This is a genomic window from Pseudomonas sp. JL23 (assembly GCF_056933585.1).
Genome location: NZ_CM167795.1, coordinates 738,814 through 754,849, shown reverse-complemented (window position 1 = coordinate 754,849; position 16,036 = coordinate 738,814). Strand labels below are relative to the sequence as shown.

General features: G+C 54.2%; 15 protein-coding genes. 9 read left to right on the top strand and 6 right to left on the bottom strand.

The genetic code is table 11. The features are described from left to right. The first annotated feature begins 306 nt into the window (after positions 1-306). From AC1Z24_RS03665 to AC1Z24_RS03640, 6 genes are all read left to right on the top strand, one after another. On the top strand, positions 307-636 hold the full coding sequence (locus AC1Z24_RS03665) for a hypothetical protein (RefSeq protein WP_483744580.1): 330 nt from the start codon (positions 307-309) through the stop codon (positions 634-636). 84 nt (positions 637-720) lie between these two features. Beyond that, positions 721-1,689: a DUF932 domain-containing protein gene (locus AC1Z24_RS03660; RefSeq protein WP_483744579.1), complete on the top strand. Its 969-nt coding sequence runs from the start codon at positions 721-723 to the stop codon at positions 1,687-1,689. Between the two features lie 129 nt (positions 1,690-1,818). Further along, positions 1,819-2,388 carry a DUF4339 domain-containing protein gene (locus AC1Z24_RS03655; RefSeq protein WP_483744578.1) on the top strand — a complete coding sequence of 190 codons (570 nt, stop codon included), beginning with the start codon at positions 1,819-1,821 and terminating at the stop codon, positions 2,386-2,388. A gap of 91 nt (positions 2,389-2,479) precedes the next feature. Then, the gene (locus AC1Z24_RS03650) at positions 2,480-3,484 is read left to right on the top strand and encodes a YqaJ viral recombinase family nuclease (RefSeq protein WP_483744577.1); all 1,005 of its coding nucleotides are present in this window, start codon (positions 2,480-2,482) and stop codon (positions 3,482-3,484) included. A gap of 90 nt (positions 3,485-3,574) precedes the next feature. Further along, positions 3,575-4,465: a recombination directionality factor gene (locus AC1Z24_RS03645; protein ID WP_483744576.1), complete on the top strand. Its 891-nt coding sequence runs from the start codon at positions 3,575-3,577 to the stop codon at positions 4,463-4,465. A 50-nt stretch (positions 4,466-4,515) separates the two neighbouring features. Further along, positions 4,516-4,683, top strand: a complete 168-nt coding sequence (locus AC1Z24_RS03640; protein WP_483744575.1) for a hypothetical protein — start codon at positions 4,516-4,518, stop codon at positions 4,681-4,683. A 179-nt stretch (positions 4,684-4,862) separates the two neighbouring features. Here the strand turns inward: AC1Z24_RS03640 and AC1Z24_RS03635 are convergent, their stop codons facing one another. Continuing rightward, positions 4,863-5,093, bottom strand: coding sequence for a helix-turn-helix domain-containing protein (locus AC1Z24_RS03635; protein WP_483744574.1), 231 nt, complete (start codon positions 5,091-5,093; stop codon positions 4,863-4,865). A 433-nt stretch (positions 5,094-5,526) separates the two neighbouring features. On the opposite strand from AC1Z24_RS03635, the gene rfbC reads away from it, so the two are divergent. After that, a complete protein-coding gene (gene rfbC, locus AC1Z24_RS03630; protein ID WP_483744573.1) occupies positions 5,527-6,087 on the top strand; it encodes a dTDP-4-dehydrorhamnose 3,5-epimerase in 561 nt (186 codons plus the stop codon). A gap of 108 nt (positions 6,088-6,195) precedes the next feature. After that, positions 6,196-6,603, top strand: coding sequence for a DUF6957 family protein (locus tag AC1Z24_RS03625; RefSeq protein ID WP_483744572.1), 408 nt, complete (start codon positions 6,196-6,198; stop codon positions 6,601-6,603). Positions 6,604-6,855: 252 nt separating this feature from the next. Here AC1Z24_RS03625 and AC1Z24_RS03620 read toward each other — a convergent pair whose 3' ends face one another. Continuing rightward, positions 6,856-7,995, bottom strand: coding sequence for an AlbA family DNA-binding domain-containing protein (locus AC1Z24_RS03620; RefSeq protein WP_483744571.1), 1,140 nt, complete (start codon positions 7,993-7,995; stop codon positions 6,856-6,858). Positions 7,996-8,294: 299 nt separating this feature from the next. Here AC1Z24_RS03620 and AC1Z24_RS03615 point away from each other — a divergent pair, with 299 nt between their 5' ends. After that, positions 8,295-9,059, top strand: a complete 765-nt coding sequence (locus AC1Z24_RS03615; protein WP_483744570.1) for a CHAD domain-containing protein — start codon at positions 8,295-8,297, stop codon at positions 9,057-9,059. Positions 9,060-9,373: 314 nt separating this feature from the next. Here AC1Z24_RS03615 and AC1Z24_RS03610 read toward each other — a convergent pair whose 3' ends face one another. The 4 genes from AC1Z24_RS03610 to AC1Z24_RS03595 form a co-directional block, all read right to left on the bottom strand. Continuing rightward, on the bottom strand, positions 9,374-9,802 hold the full coding sequence (locus AC1Z24_RS03610) for an NUDIX hydrolase (protein ID WP_483744569.1): 429 nt from the start codon (positions 9,800-9,802) through the stop codon (positions 9,374-9,376). A gap of 468 nt (positions 9,803-10,270) precedes the next feature. After that, positions 10,271-11,890 carry a methyl-accepting chemotaxis protein gene (locus AC1Z24_RS03605; RefSeq protein ID WP_483744568.1) on the bottom strand — a complete coding sequence of 540 codons (1,620 nt, stop codon included), beginning with the start codon at positions 11,888-11,890 and terminating at the stop codon, positions 10,271-10,273. A 436-nt stretch (positions 11,891-12,326) separates the two neighbouring features. Next, positions 12,327-14,207: a pyruvate kinase gene (locus AC1Z24_RS03600; RefSeq protein WP_483744567.1), complete on the bottom strand. Its 1,881-nt coding sequence runs from the start codon at positions 14,205-14,207 to the stop codon at positions 12,327-12,329. A gap of 12 nt (positions 14,208-14,219) precedes the next feature. Further along, positions 14,220-15,827 (bottom strand): inorganic phosphate transporter, encoded by a 1,608-nt coding sequence (locus tag AC1Z24_RS03595; RefSeq protein WP_483744566.1) that lies wholly within the window; start codon positions 15,825-15,827, stop codon positions 14,220-14,222. Between the last annotated feature and the right edge of the window lie 209 nt (positions 15,828-16,036).

The window sequence follows — 16,036 nt, the reverse complement described above, 5'->3', positions numbered from 1 at the left end:
GCTTTAGGCATTGAAGCTTATCCTCATCAAGCCGCAACCGCCACGCCCCTTTTCTCCCCCAGCACCACCGTCAGCGGCCTCAACGCCTGCCCATCTAGCCGACCAACCACACGGAACAGATCCTGAATAACCCAGCTCCATTACGAAACCAGGTGGGTGGGAAAGGGGACAGATTTATTTACTGGGTGACCGTGCGCTTCTGGCCGAAAGTTGCCCGTGTGCGGGATCTACTCGCCTCTAGGGCAAATCAAAAATTTTACAGTCATACATCACCGCAATGACCCTCCCCCACCCTGGAGCTAACTCATGTCATTGCAATGCCCTCTCTGTAACTCTCCCCAAATCGCATCCATCAGAACCGCCATGAAGATAGGTGCGGCCATCGGTGCCGTTGGCGGCGCAGCACGAGGCGCCAGCTCTGCGCTTGCTGGCGGTCAACTCGGTGCATCTGTTGGGGCCATCGCCGGTCCCGTCGGCGCCACCCTCGGTGCTGCCTCCGGCGCGGTTCTAGGCGGCCTTGTCGGTGGCGTAGGTGGATGCGTACTCGGCGCCCAGCTCGGAGAAAAGCTGGATCGTCATGTCCTGATGAACAATCTCTGTCTCGCCTGCGGCCATCGCTTCAACTTGCCTACCTGATTCAAAACCTCCCAATCCCTCTCCGGCATGACGACTGCGCAGCGCGCAGTCGTCATGCCTTTCTGTGTCTGAAGGAATACCACCATGGCTCATCAAATCGAACAAATGGCTTACGTCGGCACCACGCCCTGGCATGGCCTGGGCAATCAACTGACTCAAAAACAACCTCTCGAAGTCTGGCAGCACGAAGCCGGCATGAATTGGCAGATCCAGGAAAGCCCGGTTCATTTCAAATCCGATGCAGTTGGGCACCTGGGCGCGATTCATTCCTTCCCCGAGCAGAAAGTGCTTTTTCGATCAGATACCAAGGAGCCTCTGTCGGTGGTCTCACAGCGCTATCAAGTCGTGCAGCCGCGCGAAGTGCTGGAGTTCTACCGAGACCTCACGGAGTTTTCGGGCTACGAGCTGGAAACCGCTGGCGTATTGAAGGGCGGCCGCAAGTTCTGGGCATTGGCGCGTACGGGTCAGCATACGGTGCTCAAAGGGAAGGACCAGATCAACGGCTATTTGCTACTGGCAACCTCCTGCGACGGCACGCTGGCCACGACGGCGACGCCCACCACCGTGCGTGTGGTTTGTAATAACACGCTGAGCATCGCAATCAACGGTGCCGCCCAGGCGATCAAGGTACCCCACAGCACACGCTTCGATCCGAAGCTGGTCAAGAAACAACTCGGAATTGCCGTCTCGCAATGGGATGAGTTCATGTATCGGATGCGGCATCTGGCAGAGCGCAAAGTGAAGTCGCATGAGGTCACGGACTTTCTTACGCGAGTGCTCTGCGATACCCAGCCTGCCACCTCAAAGCCCGGATCGCGCCCCAATGAGCGAGCACAGCGTCAGGTGCAGAGCTTGTACGAAGGCCGTGGTCGCGGTTCAGAGTTGGAGGCCGCACACGGCACTGCCTGGGGATTGCTCAACGCCGTCACCGAGTACGTCGACCATGAGCGCCGCGCCCGGAGCAATGAGTACCGCATGGATTCGGCCTGGTTTGGCCAAGGCGCCGTCATCAAACAGAAAGCCCTCAGTGCAGCACTGCTGCTGGCTGCCTGACTTCAACCTCTCCCTTTAAAGCGCGTCCCCTGGACAAGGCAGCCTGTCGGGCTGCCTGCCACCCCATTAATCAAACATCTCAACGAATGGATATGACCTTACAGGTTGTATTTCATAAGGAGCTAAGTCATGCAGAACACATCCTCCAACGCAGACCAGACATGGTTCTACGAAAACAAAGGCGAAAGAAAAGGAGCCTTCAGCCAGCAGCAAATCATCAATCTGATCAAAACGGGCAAGCTGAGCTACGGGTCGATGGTGTGGCAAAAAGGAATGCCCGACTGGGCGCCGATCGAGCGCACCGAACTGCGCCGGCATCTGGAGGAGGTCTCCCCGCCTCCGCTTACAGGCGCTGCGGTCAGCAACAAAGTCGTTTGGGTATTAGCCTTCGCTCCGCTGATTGGCTACATGCTTGAATCGTTCATCGCGGGCTTGCTGGGCAGCACTCATGGCCAGTGGGAACGCGCCATGTCGGAGAACCGATATTGGTACGTGACCGTGATACTCAATATCGCGCTGTGCCTGTTCGATGATCGTCTGATGAAGCAAGCCGGATATGATATGCGACGCTTCAAGTGGTGGGTATTCATCGTACCTGTGTACCTCTACCAACGCGCCAAATTGCTTAAGCAAAACCAGGCGTGCCTCATCGCTTGGATAGTGTGCTTCTTCATTGGCATATCCGCGCACCAGGCCTGATCGCTGGCCTGCTCGACTGTAAAACTCTTCCCCATTAACGTCCGATCGGCTCTGCCGGTTGGGCGTTTTTTTATGCTTTGAGGAGATGCTCATGAAACCCATGCAAACGGCTCCATCGTCGCGTCAGCATCGCCCAGCCCTACGTTTGGTCGGCACCAAAACCCTGTCTCGGGAAGATTGGTTGACCGTGCGCAAACGAGGCATCGGCAGTTCGGATGCAGCTGCAGCAGTCGGTCTCAATCCTTACAAATCACAGCTCGAACTGTGGTTGGAAAAGACTGGCCGTGACGAGAATTTACCGAAGTCCGACCCTCTGGATGAAGACAGTCCCGCGTATTGGGGAAACGTGCTGGAACCCATCGTGGCCAGGCACTACAGCAAACACACGGACCACCGTGTGCGGCGGATCAATGCTGTTTTACAGCACGCAGACCCAACGCTGCCATGGATGCTCGCCAACATCGACCGAGAGGTGATTGGCGCGAAGGATGTGCAGATCCTTGAATGCAAAACGGCCGGCATCAACGGCGCAACGTTGTGGCGAGAAGGTGTTCCGGAGTACGTGCAACTACAGGTCATGCACCAGCTCGCCGTAACCGGCAAGCAAGCTGCGGATGTGGCCGTCCTGTTGGGCGGGCAAGTGCTGGAAATTCATCGGATCGAGCGTGACGAGCAAATGATCGCAAATCTGATCGAGCTCGAACGCCGGTTCTGGTACTACGTTGAAACGGATACCCCACCCCCAGCCGACGGCAGCGCATCGGCCGAGACGGCACTGCGCTGCCTATATCCGCAAGACAGTGGAGCAACACTGGATTTGCGCAACCAGGCAGGCCTGGCCGCCGCGCTCCTGGAACTGAAGGTGGTACGCCAAGCCATCGCCGACAGAGAAACACGGGAGGCCGAACTGAAACAGGTTCTGCAACAAGCCATGGGCAGCGCCAGTCGCATGGAACTGTCCACAGGTCACGTCAGCTGGAAGAAAGCCAAAGACAGCTCAGTACTCGATGTAGAGCGCATGCTCAAAGAGAAGCCGTACCTGCAACTGCGCTACGCCAAGATCAAGGAAGGCAGTCGACGCTTTCTGATCGGCTGATGCGATCCCCTCAACACTTCAACTCCCCCTCAGGCCACCAGGACAACCGTCTGGTGGCCTTTTTTATTTCCGCACCCAGGAGATTTCACCATGTTGAAAGGTTTAGCCATAACACCGCCATTGCTCGGCCGGATTTCGATAGGAAAGGTCGTTGAGAAAAACGGTAAACGCTTACCGGAAAAGGACGATCAATTCACGATCACTTCGCAGGTCCAACTCAAGGATGGTTGGCTCGCCCATCCCTTGGACGAGGAACTGCGCAGCGCCCAGGGCGGTAAAATTCGTAGCATTCCAATCCGCTTATTGTTTAACGCGCCAGAGCTGAATTTTCGCGCCGAATACAGCCTGTTTGATCGGCTTACAGGGAGACCTGTGTGCGTCGGCAATGGCGAAACATGTAAGCGCCGCAGCCCGAACGGGATTGAGTCGTTGTCATGCCCGTCTCCGGACGCCTGCCCATTGGCCCAGGGAGGCGCCTGCAAGCCCTACGGTCGATTAAATGTTGCCATTGGCGATGATGATCCCTTGGGCAGCTTCGTTTTTCGCACCACGGGATTCAACAGCATCCGCACCCTCACTGCCCGTTTGGAATACCTCAAAGCCGTCTCCGGCAATCGACTGCCATGCCTGCCACTGGAACTTCGTCTGCGGGGTAAATCGACACGTCAGAGCCGAGGCACACCGATTTTCTATGTCGACATTACCGTGCGTAGCGGCACTTCGCTGGAGTTAGCCTTGAGCCAAGCAAGGGAGATAAATGCTGCTCGTCAGGCTTCGGGATTTGACCAGGATGCATTGGACGAAGCTGCTCGGCTCGGATTCGCCAACGGTGCTTTCGAAGACAGTGAAGAAGAAGCCGTGGCCGTTACTGAGGAGTTCTTCCCTACAGCGACACCAGAGGAAACCAGCAGCCAACGCACGCAACGCCACTCACCGGCACAGTCGTTGAGCACAAGGCTGCAGGCTCGAGCCAACGCTTAACTCCATTCATTCGAATGAACTGCCATTCCCCACTCATTTAGGAGTCCGCCATGGTGCTGATGCGATTTCTTGGGATGTTGTTTGTATTCGTCTGCGTGCTGTCCGGTTGTGCATTGGCGGTGGGAGCGTTGCTGCTCATGCTGAGGTTCTGGCCATTACTACTGATCGTTCTGCTCGCGCTGCTGATACTCGGTTCACTCCCCCATGAGGGTGAGTGACTCCTCCTCGTTTGACTGCAATCGCCGAGGGCGTATCAGTCGTTCAACATCCTCATACTTCAACTTGGGAGACACGACCATGACCAATCGTTGCCTGATTTGTAACTCGCCCGTCGTTCTGACAAAAGATGCAGCCAAAGCGATCGCGCCTGGATGAGGAAGGTCAAGTCGTTCGCTAATCACTGGAGGGAGGCAGCCGGCGGTTCCATCAGAGACGCTGGCGCCACACCAAGCGCTTCCGCAAGTTTGAAAATGTTCAACAACGCGATATTTCGCATCCCGCGCTCGACCCCTCCGAGATAACTACGCGCCAAACCGCTCTCCAGTGCTAAGCGTTCCTGAGACCATCCTTTCTCCTTTCTGATCTCAATCAGCCTTAGGCCGAACAAGGTCCGAGGGTCAGTCGTCATCTTTCTCTCCCCTAAAGGAAAGGATGCTATGAGTACCCCCTCTATCAGGCCACGCCCTATGAGTTCACGCTCTATGAGTGACAAATTTTTCTGACACATCTATCATGGCCACTATGAGTAACATCAGAGCAAATCAAGATGGCAACATCGAAAGCCCTAGAAACCCGCTACTTCGGCACTGCAGCCGCTCATCTATCAGCCTCAGCCATCACAGAGATGGGGCTCGTTCGCCTCGAGCTCCTCATACCTCAACAGCAAACAGTCACGATGCAGGCCGGGAAGGAAAGACTGAGTCTGTGTGAGAGTCAGTCGCAGAGTCACTTACCTACCTTTGTTGGAGGAACCATGCTTCGCAAGGGCCCTCAGCCTACTAAGACAAATTTAGCGACGGTAGCCAAATTCACCTCCTTTAACCTCAAAAAAGGGGCTTAGCATGACCATTGCCAGCAACAAACAATTTGAAAAAATCCCAACCAGTATTGATGACGTCTTCATACTCGAGAAAACTAGATTCGAAGATCATCGAGGAGTTTTCATAAAAACGTTCAGCGAACGCGCTTTTCGTGAACTGGGCTTATCCACTAACTTTAAGGAAGCCACTTACAGCATCTCAAAAAAAGGGGTGATCCGTGGCTGCCATTACCAACAACATCCTTATGGTCACGCAAAATTAGTAAACGTAGTTGAAGGCGAAATACTTGACGTGATAGTAGGCATTGGCGGTAAAATGAATACACGCAATAGAGGCAAAGTCTTTTCCACCATCTTATCAAAACAGAATAACAGATCACTGTATATTCCGGACGGATACGCCCATGGCTTCCTGTGCCTCAGCGACTGCGCAATTGTTAGCTACCAAACCACATCAATATACAACCCTGAAAACGATACCGGGGTTCACTACAACTCCTTTGGCTTCGACTGGCCCATAGACAACCCAATACTAAGTGACAAAGATCAGAAACTAAATAATTTTCAAGGATTTCAAATTTAGCCCCTATCATTTTTTTGGCAAAAATCTGCATATTTAACGAAACAATAGGCGCCTCCAGCCTATGTTTTTGGATCCGTATCTGTTCTTACCCCACAACAGGAAATAAGCATGAGAATTCATAGTAGCGATCTACTATACAGCACCCCTAAAGTAGTTACGGGCTCAAAATTATCCGAAACAGATATGCTAGCCATAGCCATCTATAGATATCCAAACAAAAAACATATAATTTTAAAACATTGGATAATCATCGATATTGTAGATACAGAAGTAAAGCCGAAGGAAACAAGGCGCACAAAAACAAGCCCTACGGTTGTCTACTACTCTTTAGCCGACAACAAGCCATCAGAAATTCCAAAGAAAGATATTCAGTCATATAGTGACTACCAACTCTCCTACAATGAAGGCTTTTTCGAAACCGAAGAAACCGTTTATCTATTAATGGGCAATGGGTTTCGCAAAACTGCCAGTGCCCGCTTAGTTCACCTCTTGAAAAACCATATCCAGTCTCAATAGAAATTGTGCTTCCAGACACCAAATCTTGGCCCGCATGTATAACCTCGCATGCCATTCGCAATGTTAGTCTCTTAATGGGTTAAGCCGATCATAATTTATAATCTACGACTAAGATCCGCAACGCCGCAAGAGATGGTAGACCCAACCATAAACTACTGTCGCAAGCCTTATGAGCTTTCGACAACATGACAGACGACAGGCCGTTATCAGCAATAGTCAAGCAGCCTTCTAATATAAAAAATAAAATGGAAATCATATATTTAATCCCTCCATTACTTTCACACCTAACCCCTTACGAACCAACCTCACAGAAACTGGCAGTGTCAAGTAGCATGGACCGGCCATATCGGCCGAAAGATATTTAATCTGTATAGAAGTTAACTCTTCATCCGGCAGCACTAAAAACAGCTCCTCCGTCTGAAGCACCTCACCCGCCCTGACAAAATCGGCATCAAAAACTGCGGAAAGGGTGTCCTTGTTTTGTCCTAGTTTGGCTTTCACCGCCATGGGCTCAATGTCACTCCGTGGGTGAGGAAAATCAATCCACGCTTTGTGCAATGGTCTCGATCGAAGCCCTTTTCGGATTGAAAGCCGAAAATCATTCGAACCTGAAGGCGCACTGATCTCGACCCGCAGTGCCCTAACCGGCTCAGATGAGAGGTTTTTTAGCTCCAGTCTGAACCCGAAGGAAGCCACCTTTTCTCGAACAAACTGAGCTTTATCCCAATAATAGTCTTCATTAGTTGGCTCGGTCTCACCCATCACCTTACTGTCCCACCAGCTAGTCTTTCTTAGTTTGGGGTAACGGAATTTACTTTCTAAGCGGTATTGAATATAGTCAATGCTAAATGATTCTAAACGCTGCCCTGCTGAATCTATGGGTGTAACACTGAAACTAGGAGCTCCCTTTGACTGTAACTCCAAATCTTCGAGCCCCATGCGCGAAATTTCATCCAGGCTAGCCAGCTCATTACAAGAACCGCGCCGAATGTAAACCTGGTGCGGCAGCACCCCGGCAAACCTCTTCCTGGCGTGGAAAGGTCGAGGCTGCGCCTCAATGGTGTAGAGGCCTAGAGTTCTATCAGCGTATTTGACGGTTCGATACGAGAACCTAATTGGTCGATTGACGTTGCTGCTCAGGAACTGCTGCATATCTGCATCACCATCATCGCCATCGGACCCTATGCCGATCACCTCACGGGTGCCGTCCTTAATACCAACAAGAATGTACGCAGGAGTAGTTCTGCGGGTGTTCGCAAAGGCTAGAAAATCTTTAAGGATTTTTGCTTTATCACCCATGTCTGCGCCACGAAGCGAATATTCGTATTTGTAGTCAACTACGTTACCTTCCCCTAGCTCTAGGAGATGAGAAATCAGTGCGCTATCATCCATTCATAAAAACTCAAGATCGGAAATTAGGTTACTCGAATCCTACCGCGCTAGTGGGGGAATGGGCATTCTTATTTACCCATTATTAATCGAGCTTTGCCGCTGACTTGATCCAGCGCTGCGCGCCTCCTTGACCACGCCTAACGATTCGGTAGCAAGGGCCAGCAAATCAAGGCATCCTGAGGACCGACGGGCTCTGCCAGCCTCATTACCACCCTCCGGCAACCTCCCGAAATGCTGCATGTCTAATCTCCCACGGAAACCTTGATAGCCCCTTTTTTTAACCGATGTAGGCGGCCTTGATGACGTTTGTAGACAAGTACGTTAAAGAAATCCTCGCACTGGAAGTGGCGTTGTTCCATGCCAAAGCCCGTATGGAGGAAGGCGCCGATGCGGAAGCCCTCCATGACCTTAGAATTGCCATCCGCAAAATCCGCAGCTTGCTGATCCCCGTACGGGCGGTGCCAGGAATGAGTGGGCTACGTGCAGCAGCCGCACAGGTTGGCAAACTGACCACCCCTACGCGTGATCTTGAGGTGATGGCAGACGAGCTTGACAGTCGACTTATGCCCCAGGCCGCTTCAGCGCGGCGCTCCAGGCTAGAAGCCGAGTACCGTCAGATTCTGGCTGATCCCGGGCTGCTGGATCTTTTCGAGGAAATGGATGAGTGGCCTTCTACATTCAGGGCCTCTGAGCCTGGGAGCAACTCGGAAAAGCTACGTCGCCTGGTGATCAAATCGCTGACCAAACACGTCGACCGCCTACACTGTGCCCTGAACGACGATAACTTCGACCGTCATGAGCTGAGGATTCTGGTTAAGCGCACGCGCTATTTGACAGAGGCCTTCCCGAAGCTCTCGCCCCTGTCGCTAAAAGCGGCCAAGTCACTTAAAGCCGTGCAAGCAGCGTTAGGCTCATGGCACGATCATTTTCAATGGTGCTTGAAAGTGAAGCTTGAGCCCGACCTGAAGCCGCTTGAGTCAACCTGGGCTGAAGCCTCGGAGGGTGAGTTGCAAGAGGCAGAGATGGAAATAAAGAAATTGCGCGATCTTCTTCCAAAGCTCTGAATCGGGTAACAATCAACCGTGTTCCACCGAAATCAGATACTGCGAAAGGGGAGCATTTCAGCGAAGGTGTTTGTTGTCTGAAGCGTATCGCCCCCACGCTGAGCTTGCCTCTGACACAGCGTCGCGGTACTGATCATGCTCGGCCCACTCCTCTTCGCTCGACGGATATGGATTGGAGTCGATGTAATTACGGTATTTCGCGTAAGCCTCTGCGAAATGCTGCTCTAGGCGCTGCGCCTCTAAACGGTAGACTTCACTCATCATCCTGCACCCTCATTGATTGTTGGGCGCCGCCACCGTTTACAAAGACCTATTCAGGCCTGAGCGGCTACAGCTCTGTTTTGAATATCAGATGCACAGCGCAAGAGCAGATGGCGAATCGGCTCACGCACGTTGCGCTTGTTCAACTCTTTCGTGCTTAACCATCGGCAATCATCAATTTCGTTGCGTGGACGTGGTTTCTTAGGTAGCAAAAGCTGGGCCTCGAACAGAAAGTGCACGACATCGCCCTGTTCATATTCAGAGATGTACGATAACTCATCGAAAGCCAGACCCGTTTCCTCCACCATTTCTCTTAGCGCAGCCTGCAAAGGTGTCTCTCCCTTTTCAACACGCCCGCCTGGCAAATTCCATTTTGCATGGCGCTTGCGCACGAAAAGAATCTCCTCCTCGCGACGATAGATGATGGTTGCTCGGTGCTTTAAACCTTTCTGCTTGTTCTTTTCAGCTTCCAGGACGCCCATATTTTTTCTCGCTTGGCAGTGTTACCACGCCGTTGAAGCCGATCGAGGCCTAAGGCGTAATCACCATAGTTGCACCTGAGTGGTGTCAGCCTGATGACGGTGTTAACGGGCTAAAATCGCGTGCAATCACTGCTGTACGCCAGCACTTAAACCTTGACCGTCGGCAGGTTAGGCAGTTCATAGTTTCGTCAATAACGCTGTTGATCGAACGGAGAAGACTGATGAAACCACCTAGCCGACCGCTGGGTTCGGTTAACTTGGGAGTACCTCTTGGCGCTACGATCGAGGCGCCAGCGAGGCAGGCTAATTAACAGCTGAAAGCCGGCTGGATGGTCGAAAATATTGCTGCGAGCGAACCCGCCCCTCTGTGGCATCAAGCGACTCATGATTGCTCAGCAGCGTGACCGCACGATCAACTCCCAACGTCATTAATCCGATTAATGATCTCGCCCTATAGCCACAAATGCCTTAAGCATTTAGCCGCGAGATCACGTCATTTAAGCCAACTGACAGGTCATGCAGATTCTCACTTGCGGATTGCGTGCGCAGGACGTTGCTTTGGTTGGTAGTCGCTATCGAGGTGATTTCGGTAAGGTTGCGCGAGATGTCATCGGCAACCGAGGTCTGCTCCTCTGCTGCAGTGGCGATCTGACGGTTCATGTCACGAATCGCCTCCACGGCATTGGTAATCTGCGCTAATGACGAGCCGGCCATGGCTACTTGATCCACACTTTCCTGACTGCGCGCCTGGCCGCTTTCAATAGCTTGTGCAGCATCGATGGCGCCCGTCTGTACGGAACTGATGATTTGGTTAATCTCGGCAGTTGATGCTGCCGTGCGTTGAGCCAGGGTGCGTACTTCATCAGCTACCACGGCGAAACCACGCCCCGCATCGCCGGCTCGCGCAGCTTCAATGGCGGCGTTCAGAGCAAGAAGGTTGGTCTGATCGGCGATACTCCGAATGACTTCAAGCACTTTGCCAATCCGACCACTATCACTTTCAAGGCGGCGAATGACATCGGCTGTATTGCTGATCTCCGCGCGCATTTCATTGATCGCTTTGACGGTAGCATCCATGACCCTGCTGCCTTCCTGCGAACTGCGGTCTGCTTCGTCTGCGGCGTGCGCTGCTTGAGCTGCATGACGAGCAACCTCCTGCGCCGTGGCGGACATTTCGGTCATCGCGGTAGCCACCTGATCGGTGCGCTCAAACTGCTCATGGGTACCCTGGGCCATCAATGCAGCAATGGCTTTCAGCTCGCCGCCTGCACTGTCCAGATCGGTGGTGCTGCGCTTGAGGCGGGTGAACGTGTCAGCGAGAAAGTCACGCAGCGTGTTCGCTGCCACGGCTAGTCGACCAAGCTCGTCTCGGCGCGTTACCGTGACGCGGTCGCTGAAGCGCCCCTGGCTCAACTGCGCCACGTACTCGATAAGCATACTGATCGGGCCGACGATGTTGCGATTAACCATCCACAAGGTGAGTAAGCCCACCAACAGAACAGAGGCCAGCATCACGAGGGTACCAATCAAAATCGTCTGATCGGCACTGTCGCTGATCACGTTCGACTGCGCGTCGCTCAACTGACGCAGGCTACCCACCAGCTCGCTCATTTGATCACTGGCCGCACGGTCTACTCCTTTGACCGCCTGGTCGCCCGCGACCGGATCACCGCCGGCGGCCACGTACGCGTCACGCCCCTTACGATAGGCAACCCCTAGCGCACGATGCTCCTCACGTAACTTTTCTACTTGGGACTTCGTTGCCGAATTCAAATCTTTCATGGCATTCAGACGGCCCAGGGTGTCCTGAACTTGCCGCTCTTGATCTTCGAATTGGCTCCAAAACTTGTCCCGATCAGCAGGTTGTTTGCCGCGTAGCAGAACGTTCTTCCACTCCTGAACCTGGATCTTGAACTGCAGGTTGGCCTGGTCTACGAGCTGCGACGCATGCAGGGGGCCATTAAGCAGACCACGATAGGCTTGAACATTACTGGACAGGAAATGGAAACAGGCCAACGCAATCAAGAGCACCAGAACCAAACTGCCACTGAGCAGCGCCAAAATCTGCAGTCTCAGGGATTTAAACATGCGAGGAATCTCATCAGGGGTAAGTGCGGTTTTTCGGAGTTATCAGTCCTAGAACCTCAGAAAATTTTCTGCTTGTCACTTCCCTGTGCCACCGTGCCGAAAAGGCAAGACGGAGGGCTTGCCTCAGCTGCTTCGACCTCACGAGGAAATTCTTTAAGTGCCTTTTACGAAATCAGACTGGTGGTGGAAAAGTGCCGCATCCCAAATCACGCAGTGGCGCGCTTGAATGAACTGGATAGGCTGAAGGTAGACTAGAAAAGCGGCCTTACTGCTGCCAAATCCGCCCAAAAAAATGGCCGCCCGCAAGGCAGCCATCAAAAAGGGAGTTTCACTTTGATACGAGGTGTTCGCTAAACAGAATTAACCGTAACAGTGAATAGTTTCAATTTTGCTATCGGCATGTGCGTCATGCCCTGGCCGAGTACATAGCTCGGATCTACGTCGGAGCTGATAGCGATGAAGGATTTATCCTGGCCACCTGCAGCTTACGCATCAGATCGATTTTCTTGCTGCGGTGTGCCTGCATGCGACTGAGCACATCATCCAGACAGTGAATGGCTTTGAGAATGTGTGGGCCTTTATTGAGCATGACGCACTCCGCGCGTGCGCCAGCAGCTGCATCGGTTATTTCAGCGCGAGACGGACTCCCCGACTTAGCCAGCGACTCCAGCACCTGGGTTGCCCAGATCACGGGCACATGGGCGGCCTCGCAAATGCACAGCATCTCCTCCTGCAACTCCGCCGTGCGCTCGAAACCATTCTCGACGGCAAGGTCTCCCCGCGCGATCATGATGCCCAATTTCGGCAACTGCATGCCGGCGATCAGCAATTCGCCGAGATTATCAAAACCGCGCCGGGTCTCTATCTTCAACACCACGCCCATGTCCAGGGCGTCGAGCCGCTTGAGATGGGAAATAAGAGATTCGACATCCTGTGCAGTGTTGACGAAGGACATCTGCACCACGTCCGCATGCTCACAGGCGAACTCCAGTGCCCGGATGTCGCTTTCGGACAATGCATCCAGTTTCAGCTCGCTCTCTGGCAGATTGATGCCCTTGTCGCTCTTTAACTTGCTACCACCCGGCGCGTGGTTGATCAGGACGTGCAGAACCTCCGACTCCACAGCCTTAATCACGCCGCCGATCTTGCCGTCATCGAACCACACTGGCTCCCCGACTTTTACATCCGCAAAGATCGATGGCGGCATACAGCCGACGGTAGCTGGCGTCACCACCTTGCCGGCGGTGTCGAGCACCGCAGGCTGACCTGAGTGAACGTCCCGCGTAAGAGTCAATCTGTCCCCTTCCCTCAACCTGATGCTCTGCTCCTGCTTTCGAAAGACATCGAGCACTCGCCCCGCCTTCTTGCGGCCATTGCGATGTTTCAGGTGGAACGTCACTCCAGGCACCAGATAGGCGGTCTTGGCCAGCTCAACCCAGCAGCCACTGTCGGTGACTTCAACGACGTTCATCTGCCGCCGGGAATCCCGGGCATCGCGGAAGGCGACGATGTCTCCGGGCTCAAGCTGCAACAGCCAATTTTCAGGCAGGCGTACGCTCTGAGGCAGATCGGGAAAGGTCTGCTCAGTGGCATGCAGCCATAGCCTGGCGGGCCTGGTCACCCGGCCAAACATATCGCGCTCTGGTCGGACACGGATAACAGCCGGGGGCGGATCAATCACCCCCGTTCGCAGCTTTGGCCCGGCCAAATCCATCATGACGCTGCATGCCTTGCGGGTGGTCTGCTGCGCGTGGCGAAGCTGCCGGATCATCTGCAACCAGGTCTCAGGATCGTCGTGGGCACAATTGATACGCTGGCAATCCATCCCGGCATTCAGCAACTCTTCCAAAAACTCTGGATCCGAGGCGGCCTCAGAGGGCATCGTCACCATGATGCGAACGCCGCGCTCTGGCGCATTACCGCCAAACAAAGCCTCGGAATGACTGTGCAGCAGTTCTTCCCCCTGATCAGGCCCAACCATGCATGCCGAATTAACGCTGCCACTGCCCGAAGCCAGTCGTTGCAACACCTCGATCACACGATCCAGGGATGCCATGACGTTGGCCTCGCACCGCCCCAACGATGAAAGTCCAAGCTTTGCCAGCTTGTGTTGCAGTGGCCGGATGTCATGCCTGCGCAAGGCTAGGTAACTCAGAAGGTTGGCGGCGCTCAGGACATGATTGGGATGAATGTGCATGCCTTGAAGCTGGTTTTGTGCAGCCACCATCTTTGATCGTAGAAACAACACCTCGCGCAACGCGGTGCTGATTGCCTGGTCGTCCAGGGTCGTCACTGTCGCAGGTTGGCTGGCAATCATGGTCAGGCTCCCCTAGAAGATCGAGTGGAACAGCCAGAAAAGCGCAGCCGACAGGGCCATGGCGGCAGGCAAAGTGAATACCCAGGCCAGCATCAGGTTGCGCACAGTGGCCATTTGCAGTCCGCTGCCATTGGCGGCCATGGCTCCGGCAACGCCGGAAGACAGCACGTGGGTGGTAGACACTGGCAAGCCAAAGGCATCGGCGGCACCGATGGTGGCCATGGTGACCAGCTCTGCACTCGCTCCCTGCGCATAAGTCAGGTGTGCCTTGCCAATCCGTTCGCCAACGGTAATGACGATGCGGCGCCAGCCCACCAGGGTGCCAAGGCCAAGGGCAATGGCCACGGCGATCTTGACCCAGAACGGAATGAAGCGCGTGGCCTCGTCAATCTGGCGCTTGAATTCCTTGACGTTGGTGCGGGTGTCGTTAGAGAAATCATCCAGGTGTTGAGTGCCCAGCAGGCGGATGCTTTCCGATGTCAGAAACATGTCATTGCGCACGTTGGTCATGGCTTGAGCCGGGACTTTGGCCAGGGTGCCGTAGTTCTTCACCTCGTCGGCAATGATCCCAGTGACTGCAGCAAGTGCTGGTAGCGTGTCGGGGCTGGCTTTGCGGGTGCGCACATACTCCATCAGGGCCGTGTGCGGATCTTCGACCTTGCGCCCCTGCACTGCCTCGGTCAGCCCCCGATGGGTGACCTGAGCCACGGCGACGAACTGGGTGGTCTGGGTCACCGGCACCGCACGATCCAGGGCGTATGCCATGGGTAGCGTGCCGACCAGGATCAGCATGATCAGACCCATGCCCTTTTGCCCGTCGTTGGAACCGTGGGCAAACGACACGCCACTACAGGTCAGAATCAGCAGACCGCGAATCCAGGGCGGTGGCGGACTGTTGCCTTTGGGTTCCCGGTACAACTCCTTCTGCTTGACCAGGGCCTTCAGCAGAAACAGCAGTCCCGCAGCGCAAACAAACCCTACCAGAGGCGAAAGCAGCAATGCATAGGCCACTTTGGAGACCTGCGACCAGTCCACGCTGTCGGCAGCAGAACGCCCTTGAAGCCAGGCATTAGCCAAACCAACGCCCAGAATCGATCCGATCAACGTATGCGATGAGGACGCCGGCAGCCCCAGCCACCATGTGCCCAAGTTCCAGATAATGGCCGCGATCAACAACGCAAAAATCATGGCAAAACCGTTTGCCGATCCAACCTGCAAAATCATGTCGACTGGCAGCAGTGCAATGATGCTGAAGGCGACGGCACCACTGGAGGCCAGCACACCGCTGAAGTTACAGATGCCCGACCAGACGACCGCGACATTGGCCGGCAACGAGTGGGTGTAGATCACCGTGGCCACAGCGTTAGCGGTGTCGTGGAAACCGTTGACGAACTCGAAGCCCAAGGCAATGACCAGGGCAAGACCGAGCAGACCGTAGGGCAACCAGGTAGTGGCGACTGCGCCAGCCTCATCGACATCTTCGAAGATCCCCCAGCCGCTGACAATTACGCCAATGGCAAGCAGGATGAAGAACAGGGCAATGCTGCGCGGTGTGAGCGCATGATCCAGCTTGGGGCGCGACGGGTGCAGTGATTCGGTGTGAGTGGCTGAATTATTCACGTTGTTTGCTCAGCTCAAGATGAGCTTTCAACGTAGTCAGCGCACATGACGCTTTTCTTACCACGCTTGCCTCCCCGTCAGATTTGCGGCGGCATGCGACTAACGGCAACTGACGCCCTCAAACTATTTTACGTATTACGTCAGGTCGCCTATATTACGTTTCGGTTTTACGACAACAGACAACATTGCGTTCTCTTTTAAGCCCCGGC